The organism is Nonomuraea sp. NPDC049028 (assembly GCF_043197735.1).
GTDB lineage: Bacteria > Actinomycetota > Actinomycetes > Streptosporangiales > Streptosporangiaceae > Nonomuraea.
In genome coordinates this window covers 13,405-29,519 of record NZ_JBICTR010000032.1, presented here as the reverse complement: position 1 = coordinate 29,519, position 16,115 = coordinate 13,405, and the positions used below count along the sequence as shown (strand labels likewise).

Genomic DNA, 16,115 nt, shown 5'->3' with positions numbered 1-16,115 from the left:
CGTCTACCAGGGGTTTCTTACGTCGTCAGGCGAACACCAAGCTCGCGATCATGCTGTGACCAGCACCCCTGCCGCCTGGGGATGAAAAAGGTTCACTGATATGGAAGATCCCGATGGATTGGCCAATCTAATCACCCATCTTTCTGAACTGGATGCCTCAGCAACAGGAGTCAGGATTCAACTGCTGGAGCGATTGCTTGTTCTCGGTGGCACCTGGCGCAAGGTCTGGGCATGCTCAGAATTGGCAGACCTGGGGAGGACTACAGGAGTCGCAGATCTTGCTAGTGCAGTTCTCAGCGGCCCTGACCAAAATGGAGATCTCTTGGAATTTGCAGCCGAGGTTTGGGAATTTGTAGAAGGATCATCAGCGCTCGATGCCATCGATGCAGCGATCAAGAAACGGCAGCACAGCAATGAGTGGGCGCATGCTGGAATCGCAAATATCTACTTCCGACTCGGATCGCGCGAACTCGCTGAACCTCACGCACGGGAAGTTCTTCTGACTGGCACTGATGAGGAGGGTATTCAAAGCGTTGTGCAATCCTGGGTTGAGTCATGTGGCGCAGCTGGGGCCACAACCATCGTAAAAATAGCCAGTACTCATTCTTGCTGGAACTCCGATGTTCGGCCACTTATTGCCCGTCAACTCCTTGAGCTTGGATACTCTGACGATGCAGTAAACCTCGCTCGAGCGATTCTCCAAAATCCTAGCAGTCATGGCGGGGTCGAGTTTTTGGATCCGATAAGAGTGTTGGTCTCGGTATATGGCGCGTCTGCAACAGATGAGATAATCTCCTGGTTGCGTGAAGCTGATCATGGACCTTTTGAGCTCCATTGGGCAATGCGCCATTTGGTAGATCAGGGACTCGGCCAGGCCGCCTCTATGTTTGCCTCTAGGATAATTAGTGATCCAGGCAGCCCAAGGGAATCATTCATCGAGGCAGCAGATATTCTGTTGGAGGAAAATGGAGGCGAAGCGCTGGATCATATAATGGACATGCTGCGTTTGCGGCCCGCGGGTTGCGCTCCCCTCTCGGCCGAGTTGACACCTATTCTTGCGAAACATCGGCAGGTAGATGCAGTTGTCAAACTCTGTCGGTTGGCCATGTATGATGCCGGACGTACCCTTGAGGAGCTCAAGGTTGCCATACGATCATGGATTTCGGCCGCGGGAGGTGATGCTCTTCCGGAAGTTATCGCTCTCACGGAGGCCGTATGTTCCCTTTCCGGCGATGAACGGATGGAGCTAGCGGATCTCTTTGAGGAGGTTGGACAGGTCAAAGGAGCAATCGAGCTCTGGTGCAAGGTTTGCGCGGATTATTCCCTCGGTCTTGATATACGTTGGCGGGCAGCCGAAAGGCTTCTGAGTGTGAATGCGGCAAATATTGTTTACAAGATCCTTAAAGATGCTTTGACAGCGGCTCACGATGAGGTCGAAATTCGACGGCTTGAACAGCTGATTGGGTGGGTTAAACCCAATACAAGCTCGTGAGCGGCATTCGTTCGAGGAGAAGAATATACAGTCTCACGTCCCACTTCCTGTCTGTGTGCTCAATCGGTGTTGATCTATGTGCGGCCTGACATGTGACGATCCGCCAGCTTAAGCGCGCGCGACTGTGACCGCTGGCGTAAGGGCTCTGCCGCGTGGCGTCCGCTCCTCGGGCCTTGGCGGCCCTGCGGTGCGGGTCCACTTGCCATTCTTCTCCACTAGGCTTTTCGTGCGTTGACCTGTGGTTTCTCGGCCACAGGTTTCTGGCTTGCCTGGCCCTGGTAGGTCACCAAGGGCACCCGCATCAGCCGTAGGACCATGATCACGGGACATATACGGGATGATCTTGGGGGTGTTTTCCCAGGCTACTCAGGGATTTATTGGTCTCCATGGTGTAGCTGAGCCGATCGTTCAGACCATGCAGTCCCTCGTCGTCTTCGACCGCGACAGCTCCTCGGCCGACCCATCCCACCGCTGATTGGTTTAGTCCCGCAGTTGAAAGGCAGGATCGGACTCATCCCCAGTCGCAGGAGTAGCCGTAGTGGCTCGTCCCCACCGGGTGGCCCACGGGGAGCGGCTCGCCGGTGAGCGGCGGTATCTCGACCACGTCCCAGTCGAGCAGGCCGTCGGCGGTGAAATGCTCGCCGAGGTTGATCGAGCCGGCGAACCGCCCGTCCGAATAGGTGAAGAGGCAAAGGTCTACGCCGAAGGGAGGTTCCTCCACCTCCGCCACCACCGGAGCCATGAGCCATGAGCAGGCCCAGCGCACCTCGTCCGGATGAGTGGTGACAACGCACTCGGAATGGAGGAACGAGCCTGACCCCGCCGCCTCCAGATGGAGCTCGTAGTACGAGAAGGGAGGCTTCGTCTCCAGTACGTCGACGGTGTCGCCGGTCAAGGCGTTCAGGGTGGCGACTCCGGCGCGCGCGGCGGGATTGCCGGGATCCGCTTCCAGCACTCGCACGTAGAGGGCGTGTGCTTCGTCCCGCCTGCGAGCGAGGGTGTGATCGTCCTCACCCTGCGCGATCGCGTGGTCATCATCGATCTGCCAATAGGCGATCTGCTGGACGAGCCGCCCGGCGAGCATGACGGCGGCGAGCTGATCGTCGGGGCGGGCGCGCAAGGCGGCGCGGAGCCACGGCTCCTCCGGCCAAGTAGCGAGGAACTCCCCGTCCAGGGCGTCTTCCCGAGAGTCGGTCCTGAGCATGCACAGCAGGCGGCCTAGCTCGCGAGCGGCGTCCGGATCCCCCGCAGTCGCCGCGGCCCGCAGCCTCGTGACCAACTCCTCAGTGATCGCCATGGCACGCCATGCTAGCCGGATCACCATAGTTCGATCATAGGTTCGAGAGAGTTGTCCCCTGCCGGAACGCGGTCGACCGCCTGACAAGGAACGTGATCAGGTCGTGGGCCCATAGTGAGCTGTAATGATCAGGCCGATTCTCCTGCCTGTGTCCGGACGCGGGTCTGAGCCATGCGGTAGGAGCTGGTCTTGGTGGGTGCCGACCGTGATGCACAGATCGTCGGTAGCGGCAAACCGCGCATCACGGTCGGGCCGACCCCTACTGCGGAGTGGCTGCGGGAACCGGGCGTACGGCGAGCGACTGGCTCAGCGGGCGCTTCCCACCGGTGCTGAACGGCGATCCGGGAGCCTGCTTCAGCGTGCCGCCGGATCCGATCGCGAACGCGACCACCTGGCTCGTGTCCTGGATGTTGGCGAAGACGTCCCGGCCGTCCGGTGTGATCGCGACCGCCGCGGTGCCAGCAGTGAGGGCGGGCGAGTCGGCGGTCGGTGTGAGCGAGCCGTCCGCGTGGATCGTGAAGCCGAATAGACCGCCGGGGGGCGAGCCGGTGTCGAGGTTGGCGCTGACGTACAGGTGCTGCCCATCGGGCGTGACCTTGAGACCGACCGGGAACGGCACGGAGACCGGCAACCCGGGCACGGGCTTCAGCGAGCCATCCTTACCGACCCGAAACCCCTGCACGTTCTGCGCGACGTTCGAGGTCACGTACAACAGGCCGCCGTCCGGGCTCATCGTGATCCCGTAGTTGGCCGGCCCGGCCTTCGCCACGTCCTGCGGGGGTCCGAGCGAGCCGTCCGGCAGCACGGCGTATCTGGTGATGGGCCGCGCCGGGCTGTCTTCGGTCTCGTCCGCGTCCGCGTACGAGAGGTAGAGGAAGCGCCAGTCGGGGGACAGCACCGTCTGCTTCGGGTGGTCCGAGGTGGTGCGGAATACGGCGAACCGGCTGGGCGTGCCATCGGCTCCGATGCGGTACGCCGAAATGGTCCGGTCGGCGGTGTCAGTGACGTACAGGGTGCGGCCGTTGGGCGCGACCGTCGCCCCCCACGGCTCCTTCCCGGTCTCGACGAGCAGCGGATGCGGCTGGAGCGCGCCCCGCACTCCCACTCGGAACACCGCCAGCGTGCTCGAGTCGCTGTTGACGACGTACGCGGTGGCCCCATTCGGGGTGAGGGCTATGCCCCGCGGGGTGCAGCCGGGGCCTGTGCCCTCAAGGGTGCAACCGCCGGTGGACACGGGCGTGCCCAGTGGCGACAGGGTGCCCCCCGGGCCGATCGCCAGGGACGAGACATCACCGGAGACCGCGTTGGTGACGTAGAGCACGCCGCCGGAGGGTGGCAACACCGGGTCCGCAGCGGCCGGGGACGGAGCGAGAGCTGGGATGCAAAGCAGTGCGGCGGCCAGGACGGCAGCACGCGCTCTCCTGAATACGGATGACACGAACGTCTCCTTCATCACTCCTTGAACCTGATTTGCCGACACCCTCATAGGCGTTCCACCGGGGTGCCATACCGTTCCATGGGCTCGTTCCGCCGTCCCTACAGAGGTAGCGGCCGACGGTTCGGCGGAACGTGGCGAGAAACGCGCTCGGTGACAACCGGCGCCGGCGGTCTTGCCTCTACCTGGCACAGCGCCTTGCCCGAGCCTGGCCCGCTCGTGGTCGTGCAGTCGGTCCACGACGCGCCCCGTTTCCATATGGACATTGAGACCGACGACGTCATGAGCGTGAGCTCATGACGTCTGCGCGATCAGGTATTGGAGCTCATGCCGCCGTCCCCGCATAGTGGGCGCATGACGCCTTCCTTGCAGGTCGCGGTCATCGGCGACTACGACAAGACATACACCCCGCACGTGGCTACCGACGATGCGCTGCGCCACGCCGCCGACCACCTCGGGATCGAGATCGAGGTCCGCTGGCTGGCCACCGAGCCGCTCGAAGCGGACCTGTCCGCCGTCCGCGCCGCGGACGTGCTGTGGTGCGCTCCTGGGAGCCCGTACCGCAGCCTGCGCGGCGCACTGGCCGCGCTCCGGCACGGCCGCGAGCACAGCGTCCCCACCCTGGGGACGTGCGGCGGATGCCAGCACATCATTCTCGAGTACGCCCGCCACGTGCTCGGGTTCGAGGACGCGCAGCACGCCGAGTACGACCCTTACGCCTCCAGCCTGTTCGTCACCGAGTTGGCCTGCTCACTCGCCGGCCGGACCATGCCCGTCACGCTCACGCCCGGCTCCCTGGTGGCCGACGTGTACGGGCGCGAGGAGGCCAAGGAGCAGTACTACTGCAACTTCGGCCTCAATCCCGCTTACCAGAGCGCCCTGCACGTGGGCGGACTACGGGTGACGGGCGTGGACGACACCGGCGAGGCCCGGGTGCTGGAGATTCCCGGCCACCCGTACTATCTGGCCACACTGTTCGTGCCGCAGACGAGCTCGTGGCCCGGGCGCCCGCACCCGCTGGTCGTGGGACTGCTGCGCGCGGCGCTATGACGTTCACGCAGCTCAGGATCCTCCAGGCGGTCGCGCGTACCGGCAACATGACCCGCGCGGCCGAGGAGCTGAACACCACGCAGTCTGCGGTCAGCCACGCCGTGCGCGGCCTGGAGAGGGAGCTGGGGCTGGCCCTCCTCACCAGGGGCGGCCACGGGGTGAGCCTGACCGCGGCCGGGCGGGCCGTCTCCCGCCGCACCGCGCTCATCCTCACCCAGCTCGAAGCCCTGGAGCAGGAGGCGGCCGCGGCGCGCGGGGACGGTCGCGGCAGCCTGCGCGTCGGCGCCATCCCCAGTGCCAACGCCCGCCTGCTGCCGCAGATCCTGCGGACGTTCGGCGAAGCGCATCCGCACGTGCGGCTCACCGTGATCGAGGGGTCGGACGGGGAGGTACTCGACTGGCTGCAGACCGGGGCCGCCGACATCGGCACCCTGACGGCCGGGGCCGTCTCCGCCAGCGTGCCCGATCTGGTCATGCGCCCGCTGGTCACCGACCAGATGCTGGCCGCCCTACCCAGCGGCCACGACCTGGCCGTACGCCACAGCGTGCCGGTCGCGGACCTGGCCCGGCAGCCGTTCATCATGTCGACGGGCGGATGCGAGCCGCTTATCACGGCGCTCGCGCGGGAAGCAGGCACGAGCCTGCGCTGCCACTATCGAGTCCGCGACACCAACAGCATCCTCGCCATGGTCGCCGAAGGGCTCGGCGTGAGCATCCTGCCCGAGCTCTCCCTACCCGCTCACCACCCTGGCGTTCACACCATCCCTCTCGAACCGGCCTCCGTGCGCACTATCCTGCTGGCCTTCCCGGCCGACCCGCTCCCTGCGGCCACCGCACTCCTCGACCATGCGCTCGAAACGGTCTGAAGCACGCTGGCGCTCTCTACCGCAAGCCCCCAGCGCTTCCACTCCTCAGCGACATCATCTTCCAAAGGGTGCGTGCAGACACGTGAGCCCGTACGGCCGAAAACCGTTTGCCCCGCTTGGCGGGCTCAGGGGAATGTGGTGTCCATGAGGCTCTGACGGACAGCACCCCACTAATCCGAGATGCCACGGCGCCGGCTCGCGCCGTGATGCCGCCCGCCCATCCCCTGTTCAGCGAAGAGAGCGTCTTTGTCTCAGCAACACTCCCAGCTGCCGTCCACCCCGGCCACGGGGTCGGCCAGCGTCACCGTGTTCGCCTCCCCCACCAGCTGGATCGAGTCCGATGCCGTCGCGCAATGCCATCAGGTGGCCGCCCTCGACGGCATGATGCACGTCGCCGCCATGCCAGACCTGCACCCCGGCAAGGGCGCCCCCATCGGCGCCGCCATGGCGTCGACCATCTTGTACCCGTTCCTGGTGGGCTCCGACATCGGTTGTGGCATCGCCGTCTTCCCCGTCAAGCTCAAGCGCGCCGTACCCGAGAAGCTCGCCGCCCGGTTCCCCGACCTCGATCGCGCGCTCGACGCTGAGCAAACCGCCGACGACCCGGCCTGGGCTGTTCTAAAGGGCGATATTCCGGCCGGTCACGTCGAGGGTCTCGGGACGGTCGGCCGAGGTAACCACTTCGTCGAGCTGGCGCGAATCGGGACCGTCTTCGAGCCGGACCACGCGAGCCGACTCGGACTCGCCACCGATGACCTGGTTCTCATCGTCCACAGCGGTTCCCGAGGGCTGGGCGAACGGATCCTGCGCGCGCACACCGAGGTCCACGGCGCGGGCCCCGCCCCTGATCCCGATGCCTACCTGGCAATGCATGACGACGCCGTACGCTGGGGATCACTCAACCGGCGGCTGCTGGCCGCCCGGGTCGCCCATGCCCTGGGGACCGAGCCCACCGAGCCGATCATCGACCAGTGCCACAACCGGGTCGAAATCCGCGACGGGATCTACCTGCACCGCAAGGGAGCGGCGCCGGGTGACGGCCGCGACGTGCTCATCGCCGGTACGCGCGGCACCCCTTCCTATCTTGTGGCCGCCCACGCCGGGCCGGACGCCGGCCATTCCGTGGCGCACGGCGCGGGTCGCAAGATGTCCCGTGCCGACGCCCTGCGGCGCGGGCGGGCCAAGCACACGGTCGAAGAACTGCGCCGCACACCGATGGGATCTCTGGTGGTGTGCGGCGACCGCCAGTTGCTCTTCGAGGAGGCGCCGACAGCGTACAAGCGCATCGAGCAGGTGATCGCCGACCTCGTCGAGCACGACCTGGCCACGCCCGTGGCCACCACGATCCCGCTGGTCACCTACAAGACGCCTGATCTCGGGCCGGCGTCCCGGAGGGACCACCGGGACCAGCGCCGCAAGCGGGGGCGGCCGTGAGCGTCCACCCGGCCGAGAGCGTCCACCTGCTCCTGTCGGCCGGGCGCGGCCCGCAGGAGTGTGCCTGGGCCCTGGCCCAGCTGCTGCACCGCCTGGAAGCCGACGCCACCCAGCAGAATCTGGAGACTCACCGGGCCCATATCGCTCCCGGTGACCGGCCCGGCACCTACCGATCGGTCCTCATCCGGATCGCAGGAGACGACGCCGAGGCGTTCGCCGCCTCATGGACCGGAACTCTGTGCTGGCAGGCGCCCAGCCCCTACCGGGTCAACACCGGCCGGAAGAACTGGTACGTCATCTCCCAAACGTGCCAGGTCGACGCCCCGCGCACGACGTTCGCGGAAGGAGACGTCGACATCGTCGCCTGCCGCACCGGCGGGCCCGGCGGTCAACATCGCAACAAGGCCAGCACGGCCGTACGAGCGACCCACCGGCCCACGGGGATCGTCGTCGTGGTCGACACCGAGCGGCAGTTCAGCCTCAATCGCCGGATCGCCATGCGGCTGCTGCGGGAGCGCATAGACCATGGCGACGAGGCGGCGGAGCGCGCCGTCACCGCCGCCCGGTGGCGTATCCACGATGAGCTCGTACGCGGCGACCCCACCCGCGTCGAACGCCCGGAACCGTCGAAGCAGGACCTGATCCCGCAGGTGCGGACACGCCGGCGACGGTGACAGTCCACCCCGACCACGTCCACCGCTCTGGGTCAGGTGGAGATCGACAACCTCGGATCGACCAGGCGCTCGTTGCGCGGGTGGTGGATGTGGAAGTCCGGCATCGGCACCGCCGGTAGCTGGCCGAACGCTCCAGCCATATACCGCACCAGTCCCCTGCACCTCTCCGGATCGAACACCTCTTCATCGGTATCCTCGACGGTGCCCCCGATGACGACGTGGTCGTTGCGCGGGAACAGGTACCCGTTCTGGCCATACAGGTATTCAAGGTTGACCTGCGGCCGCAACATCGCGAGCTGTCCTCTGAGTGAGAGCATTTCGGAGTCGTTCCACAGCTCCTTCGCGCCGAGCCCGGTGCAGTTGATGATCACCTTCTGCGTCAAGGACGTGAGCACGTCCGCGCTGTTGATGAATCTCCGATTCACGAACGTGACGCCGCGCGCCCTCAGGTCGCGTTCCAGCCTGGGTATGAAGATGGGCGGTTCGACGAGCAACGTCCGGTACCTGTATCCGGATGTGTTGTGCCCCTCGAACGGCAGACGCTGCAGGTATTCGCGCTGCGGCAACAGCCCTGGCACGAGGTCGTGCACCACCTCGATACCTGAGGTGGCGTTGACGCTGTAGTTGTCACACTCGGAGACGCCGAAGCCCTTGCCGATGCAGGCCTTGAACATCGTGTAGGCGGTTCTGATGATGTATTGGAGCTCCTGGACCTTCGTGAATTCCTTGGAATACTCCAAGATGGACACGGCCCATTGGCCGCCGGCCTTGTACGACGTGGTGTCGACCGGCTTGCGGTCGGAGTAGATGGTGACGTTGAGGCCGAGGTCGAGCAGCAGCGTGGCGGCGGTCATCCCCATGACGCCGGCGCCGAGCACCGCGACCTCCCTTTCGACCGTCCCGGTCTCGGTCTGGCGCCGGAGCACCATGTCGCGCACCTTGGCGGCACAGCCCCAGCTCAACGTGATGCCTCCGCCGCCATGGCCATAGTTGTGGACGACGAACTTGTCTCCCAGCACCTCCTTGTCGAGCCGGTAGGACCCTTTGCGGTAGGGCCTCAGACCTGCGACGCACGCGCCCGGTTGATGAGGATCGAAGGTGAAATCCGGGGTGGGCAGGTTAGGGAGTGTGCTCACACCACGCTCGTCCAGCAGCATTTCCGACCTCCGATGAGTACTGCCCTGCGCGGTATGCCTACCCGCGTGTTCGCTCCACTACTCTGGGTAAGCATCCCAAGCGGCCGGACGATCCGCGCCTGTCCCCATCCGACTGAGCTGCCGTACGGCGGGCGTTTCCAGGAGCGTCATCGTGCCCTTCACCGTTGCCGACTACATCCTCAAGCGGCTTAGCCAGCAGCAGGTCGACACTCTGTTCGGCGTGCCCGCCACGTACTGTGCGCCGCTGTTCGACGCCGTGGGCGCGCACAACATCAAGCCGGTCGTGACCGCCACCGACCTCGAAGCGGGTTACGCGGCCGACGGCTACGCGCGTACGAGGGGGCTCGGCGCCGTCGCGGTGGCCAACGGTGTCGGCATGCTCAGCATGATCAACGCCATCGCCGGCGCGTACGTTGAGCGCAGTCCGGTCGTCGTCCTGAACGGCGGCCCGAACGCCGCCAACCTGGCCAACCTGAAGGACTTCGACGTCCTGTTCTCACACTCGACCGGCCAGCCGGACGGGGACCTCAACGCCTATCGGCTGGTCACCGCGAGTGCGGCCCGCGCCGAGCGGGCCACCGACGTGCCCGCGCTGGTCGACCACGCGATCTCGACGGCGATCAGGAGGAAGCGGCCCGTCTACATCGAGATCGACCGGACCATCTGGACGGCGCCCTGTACGCCCCCCGCCGGGACACTGTCCGTCACCAACCCGGCGGCGGGCACCGAGCAGCAGCTCGCCACCACGATCGTCGGCCTCGTCCGCGCCGCCGCGAAGCCGGTGCTCATGGTGGGCACCGAGATCCAGCGCTACGGGCTGGCCGACAAGGTGGCCGAGCTGATCGCCAAGCTCGGTGTCTTGTGGGTGACCCAGGTGCCGGCCAAGTCGGTGCTTTCCGAACAGGAAGACGGCTGGGCCGGGGTCTTCGCCCCGCCGAACTCCCAGCCCGCCGCCGTCCAGGAGGCCGACCTCATCGTGATGCTCGGCTGCGTCTTCCCCAGCAGCTACGCCTCGTTCGTCCGCGACGGCACCAACCGCATCGTCATCGCCTACGACGGCAAGGTGAAGATCAAAAACGGGAGCAAGCAGAACGCGGAGATCACCGCCCTGGTGAGCGCACTCGTGGCCGAGGCGGCCAAGGAGGCGCCAGAGCCCCTGCCCGTGGCCGTTGACCCGGCCCCGCCCGCCGCCTCGGGCCCGCTGACCTATGGCCAGGTGTTCGACCGCATCGGCGCCGCCCTGGACACCTCATGGCTCGTGATCCCCGACACCTTCCTCGGCGGCGCCTCAGCCGCGAACCTGCCGGTCAAGGGCCGCGACGGGTTCCTGTGCGGCGCTGTGTGGGCCTCCATCGGCCATTCCGTGGCCGCCGCGGTCGGCGCGTCCTTCGGGTCGAGCCGGCGCCCTCTGGTCATCTGCGGGGACGGCGGCTTCCACATGACCGCCCAGGCACTGTCCACGTTCGCGCGCTACGGCCGCAACCCCGTCGTCGTGGTCATCGACAACGGCATCTATGGCCTGGAGCAGTACCTCATCGACGCGCACTACTTCAGCGATCCCAGCGTGCCGCCGAAGCCCTACGTCCTGCTCAACCAATGGGACTTCGTCAAGCTGGCCAACGGCCTCGGCGTCCGGTCCACCCACTCCGTCGACACTGCGGCGGAGCTCGACCAGGCGCTCGCCACCGTGAAGACATCCAGGGCCCCGGCGCTGATCATCGCGAAGGTCAACCCGCGCGGCCTGCCGGCGCAGTTGCCCTGACCCGCGGGGTGGCTCTCAGCTCTCAGTCCCGCGGCGGCTGGATATGCCGCCGGCCCACCTATGAGCGGATCGTGAGCAGGCTCACCAGGAGGGTGGTCAGTTCCGCCAGGGACAGTTCGCGTCCCCGTGCCGTCAGGCGTTCGTACTCGTCCTGCGGGAGGGCTTCGCGTACGGCGGCGGCCTCGCGGGGGCCATCCCTCGGGTCCATCAGCTCGGGGGAGAAGCCCACCCGGCGGCCGACCGCCTCCACGCCGCCCATCAGCACGGCTGCCTGCTCAGCCTGGCCGGTCAGTACGAGGGCGTGGGCGGCGGTGTGGATGAGCACGAGCCTGGAGGTGACGTCCTGGTGACGGTCGAGCGCGTTCAGGATGCCGGCGGCGATCTCCAGGGCGCGCCGGCCGTCGCCACGATCGCACGCGGTCTTCATGGCGGCCCACGCGGCGGAGCCGGCCGCCCAGTCGTGGCCGCAGGAGTCAGCGGTCGTGATGGCTTCGGCCAGGATCGCGGCAGCGGTCGGAAGATCTCCTAGAACGCGGGCGAGCGTGCCCTGAACCATCAGCGCCTCGGCCACCAGCCAGTCCTCGCCGGCCCGCCGGGCGAGTTCGACCGCGCTGCGGGCGAGCGCCGGAGCGTCAACGGGCATTCCGGCGAATACGCCGAAGTGCGACTGGTAGACCCGCGCGGAAGCCTCGACCACCAGGTCACCGGCCTCCCGTGCCTCCTGCTCCGCCAGCACGACGGACTCGTACGCCCGCACCGGATTCCCGGCCAGGTAGCTGAGCCCGCTGACGGCGAGCCGGGCCCTCCCCCGGACCGCCGGCTCGGCGTGCGGCGCCGCGGCGAAAGCCTTCGACATCCAGGACAGGCCTTCGGCGATGTGGCCCATGCGGTACCAGAACCAGTACAGGGCTCCGCCCAATCGCAGCGCGTAGTCGCCATCACCGGCGGCCAGCGCGGAAGCGAAGGCGGCGCGGAACTCCGGCTGCTCCCGGGTCAGCCGGCCCAGCAGCACGGCCGCCTGAGGGCCGTGGAGCCCGCGCTCGGCGCTCTCCGCCTGGGCCAGGACCCAGGCGCGGTGCCGTTGCTGGGTCCGCGCGAGGTCGTCAAGGTCGAGTTCGCGCAGCGCGTACTGACGCAGCGTCTCCAGCAGCCGGTAGCGGCGTGGAGCGGTCCCGGGCTCGACACCGACCAGCGACTTGCGGACCAGGGCCGACAAGGGAGGCAGCACGGGAGTCTGGCCTCCCACCACGCCCGCGGCATCGAGGTCGAACCCGGCGGCGAACACGCTCAGCCGGTGGAAGAGCCGCCGTTCCTCAGGTTCGAGCAGCCGGTGGCTCCAGGCGATCGTGGACTCCAGCGCACGATGCCGGGCGGGCAGGTCGACAGGGCCGCCGACCAGGATGCCGAAGCGGTTTTCCAAGGCGTCGGCGATCTGGCCGATGGAGAGCATCCGGCATTGCGCGGCGGCCAGTTCGATGGCGAGCGGAATGCCGTCGAGGCCGGCGCAGAGCCCAGGGATCCGGTCGAGGTCGTCCACGTCGGGGGACCATGTGGACAGCGCGGCAGCCCGTTCCCGGAAGAGTTCGGCGCCATCGCCGTCAGGGTCGAGCGGCCGTACCTCATAGACCGCCTCGCCCTCGACGCCCAGCGCTTCGCGGCTGGTGGCCAGCACCCGCAGGCCGCCGCAGCGGCTCAGCAGCACACCGGTCAGGGTGGTGACCGCGTCCAGAAGGTGTTCGCAGTTGTCGAGGACCAGCAGCAGTCGCCGTCCGGCGAGCACGGCCGACAGGTCTTCGGCCGAGGATGCCCCGGGGATGCCGACGGCGGTCCCGATCGTGGCGGGCAGCAGCTCGGGTGAGGTGAGGCCGGCCAGTTCGACCAGCCACGGCCCGTCGGTGCTGTCGGTACGGGCTCTGGCCGTCTCCAGCGCGAGGCGGGTCTTGCCCACTCCGCCCGGGCCGGTGAGGGTGACCAGCCGGTACTCGGTCAGCAGACGCTCCACGGCGGCGATGTCGTCCGTACGTCCGAGCAGGCTGGTCAAAGCGAACGGCAGGTTACCGACGGGCGCCGTCGCCGGACGGTTGTCAGGAACGACGGGAGCGGCGCCGCCGGCGGAGCGGGCGGGCGGCGGGTCGAGCCGGGGGTCCTGGGCGAGCACCGCGGACTCCAGGTCGCATAACGCGGGTCCGGGGTCGATGCCCAGCTCGTCCGCGAGCCGTCGCCGTGCCGTGCGCAGCGCCGCCATCGCATCAGCTTGCCGCCCGGACCGGTACAGGGCGAGGACGAGCAGTTCCCAGCCGCGTTCGCGCAGCGGTTGCTCGGCCACCAGGGCCTCCAGCTCGCCGACCGCCGCGGCGTGCCTGCCCAGGTTGATGGTGGCGGCCAGCCGGTCCTCGTACGCGGCCGCACGCAGGTCCTCCAGCCGGGCCGCTTCCGTGAAGGCGAAACCGGCCCCGTCGAAGTCCGCGTAGGCGGGACCACGCCACAGCTCCAGTGCCTCGGTGAGCACTTCCACGGCGGGGCCCGGTCTGCCGCCGTCCAAGGCCCGCCGCCCCGCCGCGGCGAGGTCGGCGAAGCGCTCGGCGTCTATGGCGGATAGATCCGTCCGCAGCGCGTATCCCGTCCCCTCACGGACCAGCAGCCGGGCCGGAGCGCCGGCCGGGCGTTCCGGCTCCAGGGCCCGGCGCAGCTGGGAGATGTACGCGTGGAGGGTCGTCGGTGAGGAGGGCGGCGAGCCCTCCCACACCTGGGATGTGATCCGCTCGGCGGAGACCATCCTGCCCCCGGCGATCAGCAGGACCGCAAGGATCGCCCGCTGCCGCAGACCCCCCAGGCCGACCGCCCGTCCCGCCAGCTCGGCCCGGAGAGGACCGAGCACCCCGAACCGCACAATATCGGGAGCGACCCCACCCATCGGCCTCCCTCTCGCACTTTATGAAGATCTCCTGCGAGAGTAACCGAAGGGTTGCGGCCCAGGAAGGGGCGGGAACGGGTGCCTGGTGCGGCTGTGGAGAGGGTCAGCTCGAGCAGGTGGCCGTGACCGAGACGTACCGGCGGACGGCGCCGCCGTTCGTGGCCGTCACCGTGAGCATGTCGCGGCTGAAGGCGTCGGAGTCCGTGTCCAGGCTGGTCGAGACCGACACCCCGGTGGCGGCGGTGATCTTGATCGTGCCGGTCAGCATCGTGGGGGCGTACGAAGGGCACATGACCAGGAAGGATTTGGTGGCGCCGGGCTCGACCCAGACCGCGTTGCCCGCGCCGGCCGTCGCCGCCGAGGCCGGAGCCGCGATGGCCGTCAGCCCACCGGCCACGGCGGTCGCCAGGATGATGCCCGCGGTGATGTTCTTGAACATGATGATGTCCTTTCTCTCCATCCCTTGGGGGACGGTTTCGGGTTTCGGATGCCGAGGCTCGGGATGAGCCGCGACGTCATTGACCGGCCGGGATCTGCTCCCGGGCCGGAAGTCGGAGGTGGGCCGGGCCGCCGCCGGGACGCGGCCGGAGCACCCGGGCCAGGACGCCGGGCGACAACAGGAGCTGTGGAGGGGCCTGCAGGTTGGCGACGCTCAGGAAGGCCTGCCCGACCACCGGGTCCGCTTCCGCGGCCACATGGAGGCGGGCGATGTAGCGGTTGAGCAGCTTCACGCGCAGTGGGCGTGGCGCCTCGACGGACGGGAACCGCAGATCACCACCGACCGACAGGTCCCAGGGCACGTCGATGATCCGCGCCGCCCGCTCGAAGAAGCGGCGGGCCAGGCCGTCGCGCCGGCCGTCCGCCAAGCACTCACGCAGGGCGACGGCCTCGCAGGCGGCCACCGTCATGCCCTGCCCGTAGCTGGGATTGAACTGGCACAGGGCGTCGCCGAACACCACATAGCCCTCGGGGAAATGGCCCATCCGTTCGTAGCGGCGCCGAATGCTCACGGGAATGCGCATCCGCCGCGGCTCCCCCAGCGGTTCCAGGCGCTCCAGGAGGCGGTGCAGGTCCGGGACCGGAAGCCGGGCGGCGAACCCGTGGTACCCGTCCGGGTCGACGGGTGGGACATCGTCGCCCATGCCGAACAGGGTGACGAGCCAGCGGTCTCCCTCGCCGCTGAGTGCGACGCCGCCCCTGGGGACCGACGCGCTGTGCCCCACCACCATGGCGATGAAGTCGGCGTCGCCCGGCCGCCTGCGGTACTCACGGGAGACGTACTGCAGCCCGGAGTCGACACGTTCCTCCGGCGCGGGCTCGTATCCCAGCCGGCGCAGCCACTCCGCGCCCCGGTTTCCCCGGCCCACGGCGTTCACCACGAGATCGGCCGCCATGTCCTCGGGCTGGTGCCCCGAACGCTGCAGGCGTACTCCGGTGACCGCGCCGTCCCCGCCGGCGATCGGCTCGACCACCTCGCAGCGTTCGTGGATCACCACGCCGGGAAGATCCGCGACGCGGGACCGCAGGTACCGTTCGAGCTCCGGCCGGCTCACCGTCAGGCCGCGCAGCCGCGAAGGCGCTGGGTGCAGCAGCCGGCCGTCGTTGTACCAGCGGACGTCGTCCTGGATGTCGCAGGTGGTGGCGCCGGCGGCGACCAGGTCCGCCGTCAGCCGGGGGAACAGCTCCTCGAGGATCTCGCAGCCCCGGGACAGCAGCCCGTGCGCGTGATGCCCCTGCGGCACACCCCGCCGGGGGACCCCCTGGGCGGGCAATGCGTCGCGGTCGATCACCGTGACCCGGTCGAACGTCTCGCGCAGCACCCGGGCCGCCAGGAGCCCGCCGATCCCCGCTCCCGCGACGACGGCGTGTCCGGTGGGCGGGTGTCCGATGCTCATCCGCTTGATCATGATTCACCTCGTTGTCCGGCCGCCCGGACCAGGCGGCGCCGCGTTCACAACAACGAGAGTGGGCCGGCCCGCTTCGAGGTCGGTGGGAACCGGCTTTCCCAGCGACTTCCAAGGCTTCCAAGCCTCA

General features: G+C 68.0%; 12 protein-coding genes. 6 read left to right on the top strand and 6 right to left on the bottom strand.

Features of this window, described 5'->3' with window-relative positions; genetic code table 11:
* The first annotated feature begins 100 nt into the window (after positions 1-100).
* Positions 101-1,492 carry a hypothetical protein gene (locus ACGFJ2_RS58885; protein WP_393484127.1) on the top strand — a complete coding sequence of 464 codons (1,392 nt, stop codon included), beginning with the start codon at positions 101-103 and terminating at the stop codon, positions 1,490-1,492.
* Between the two features lie 511 nt (positions 1,493-2,003).
* Here ACGFJ2_RS58885 and ACGFJ2_RS58880 read toward each other — a convergent pair.
* Both ACGFJ2_RS58880 and ACGFJ2_RS58875 read right to left on the bottom strand, forming a co-directional pair.
* The gene (locus tag ACGFJ2_RS58880; RefSeq protein ID WP_393484124.1) at positions 2,004-2,789 is read right to left on the bottom strand and encodes a hypothetical protein; all 786 of its coding nucleotides are present in this window, start codon (positions 2,787-2,789) and stop codon (positions 2,004-2,006) included.
* A 259-nt stretch (positions 2,790-3,048) separates the two neighbouring features.
* Complete coding sequence (locus tag ACGFJ2_RS58875; protein ID WP_393484122.1) at positions 3,049-4,227, bottom strand: lactonase family protein; 1,179 nt, start codon at positions 4,225-4,227, stop codon at positions 3,049-3,051.
* Between the two features lie 351 nt (positions 4,228-4,578).
* Between ACGFJ2_RS58875 and ACGFJ2_RS58870 the strand changes: the two genes are divergently transcribed.
* From ACGFJ2_RS58870 to prfH, 4 genes are all read left to right on the top strand, one after another.
* A complete protein-coding gene (locus ACGFJ2_RS58870; RefSeq protein WP_393484119.1) occupies positions 4,579-5,274 on the top strand; it encodes a hypothetical protein in 696 nt (231 codons plus the stop codon).
* Positions 5,271-6,140 (top strand): LysR family transcriptional regulator, encoded by an 870-nt coding sequence (locus ACGFJ2_RS58865; protein WP_393484116.1) that lies wholly within the window; start codon positions 5,271-5,273, stop codon positions 6,138-6,140. Before ACGFJ2_RS58870 ends, ACGFJ2_RS58865 begins: the two co-directional genes overlap by 4 nt.
* A gap of 246 nt (positions 6,141-6,386) precedes the next feature.
* Positions 6,387-7,574, top strand: a complete 1,188-nt coding sequence (locus tag ACGFJ2_RS58860; protein WP_393484113.1) for an RNA ligase RtcB family protein — start codon at positions 6,387-6,389, stop codon at positions 7,572-7,574.
* Positions 7,571-8,248, top strand: coding sequence for a peptide chain release factor H (gene prfH, locus ACGFJ2_RS58855; RefSeq protein WP_393484110.1), 678 nt, complete (start codon positions 7,571-7,573; stop codon positions 8,246-8,248). Before ACGFJ2_RS58860 ends, prfH begins: the two co-directional genes overlap by 4 nt.
* Positions 8,249-8,280: 32 nt before the next feature.
* On the opposite strand, the gene ACGFJ2_RS58850 is transcribed toward prfH, so the two are convergent.
* On the bottom strand, positions 8,281-9,405 hold the full coding sequence (locus ACGFJ2_RS58850) for an FAD-dependent oxidoreductase (RefSeq protein ID WP_357943621.1): 1,125 nt from the start codon (positions 9,403-9,405) through the stop codon (positions 8,281-8,283).
* A 151-nt stretch (positions 9,406-9,556) separates the two neighbouring features.
* Here ACGFJ2_RS58850 and ACGFJ2_RS58845 point away from each other — a divergent pair, with 151 nt between their 5' ends.
* The gene (locus ACGFJ2_RS58845; RefSeq protein ID WP_393484107.1) at positions 9,557-11,167 is read left to right on the top strand and encodes a thiamine pyrophosphate-binding protein; all 1,611 of its coding nucleotides are present in this window, start codon (positions 9,557-9,559) and stop codon (positions 11,165-11,167) included.
* Between the two features lie 58 nt (positions 11,168-11,225).
* On the opposite strand, the gene ACGFJ2_RS58840 is transcribed toward ACGFJ2_RS58845, so the two are convergent.
* The 3 genes from ACGFJ2_RS58840 to ACGFJ2_RS58830 form a co-directional block, all read right to left on the bottom strand.
* Entirely contained in the window at positions 11,226-14,045 is a 2,820-nt protein-coding gene (locus tag ACGFJ2_RS58840) for a BTAD domain-containing putative transcriptional regulator (protein WP_393484104.1), read from the bottom strand.
* Positions 14,046-14,184: 139 nt separating this feature from the next.
* The gene (locus ACGFJ2_RS58835; protein ID WP_357943615.1) at positions 14,185-14,520 is read right to left on the bottom strand and encodes a hypothetical protein; all 336 of its coding nucleotides are present in this window, start codon (positions 14,518-14,520) and stop codon (positions 14,185-14,187) included.
* A 76-nt stretch (positions 14,521-14,596) separates the two neighbouring features.
* On the bottom strand, positions 14,597-15,976 hold the full coding sequence (locus tag ACGFJ2_RS58830; protein WP_393484101.1) for an NAD(P)/FAD-dependent oxidoreductase: 1,380 nt from the start codon (positions 15,974-15,976) through the stop codon (positions 14,597-14,599).
* Positions 15,977-16,115: the final 139 nt, after the last annotated feature.

Coding starts and splice junctions, on each gene's coding strand:
- ACGFJ2_RS58835 (WP_357943615.1), bottom strand. CDS start 14,520: ATGTTCAAGAACATCACCGCGGGCATCATCCTGGCGACCGCCGTGGCC.
- ACGFJ2_RS58880 (WP_393484124.1), bottom strand. CDS start 2,789: ATGGCGATCACTGAGGAGTTGGTCACGAGGCTGCGGGCCGCGGCGACT.
- ACGFJ2_RS58870 (WP_393484119.1), top strand. CDS start 4,579: ATGACGCCTTCCTTGCAGGTCGCGGTCATCGGCGACTACGACAAGACA.
- ACGFJ2_RS58850 (WP_357943621.1), bottom strand. CDS start 9,405: ATGCTGCTGGACGAGCGTGGTGTGAGCACACTCCCTAACCTGCCCACC.
- ACGFJ2_RS58830 (WP_393484101.1), bottom strand. CDS start 15,976: ATGAGCATCGGACACCCGCCCACCGGACACGCCGTCGTCGCGGGAGCG.
- ACGFJ2_RS58865 (WP_393484116.1), top strand. CDS start 5,271: ATGACGTTCACGCAGCTCAGGATCCTCCAGGCGGTCGCGCGTACCGGC.
- ACGFJ2_RS58885 (WP_393484127.1), top strand. CDS start 101: ATGGAAGATCCCGATGGATTGGCCAATCTAATCACCCATCTTTCTGAA.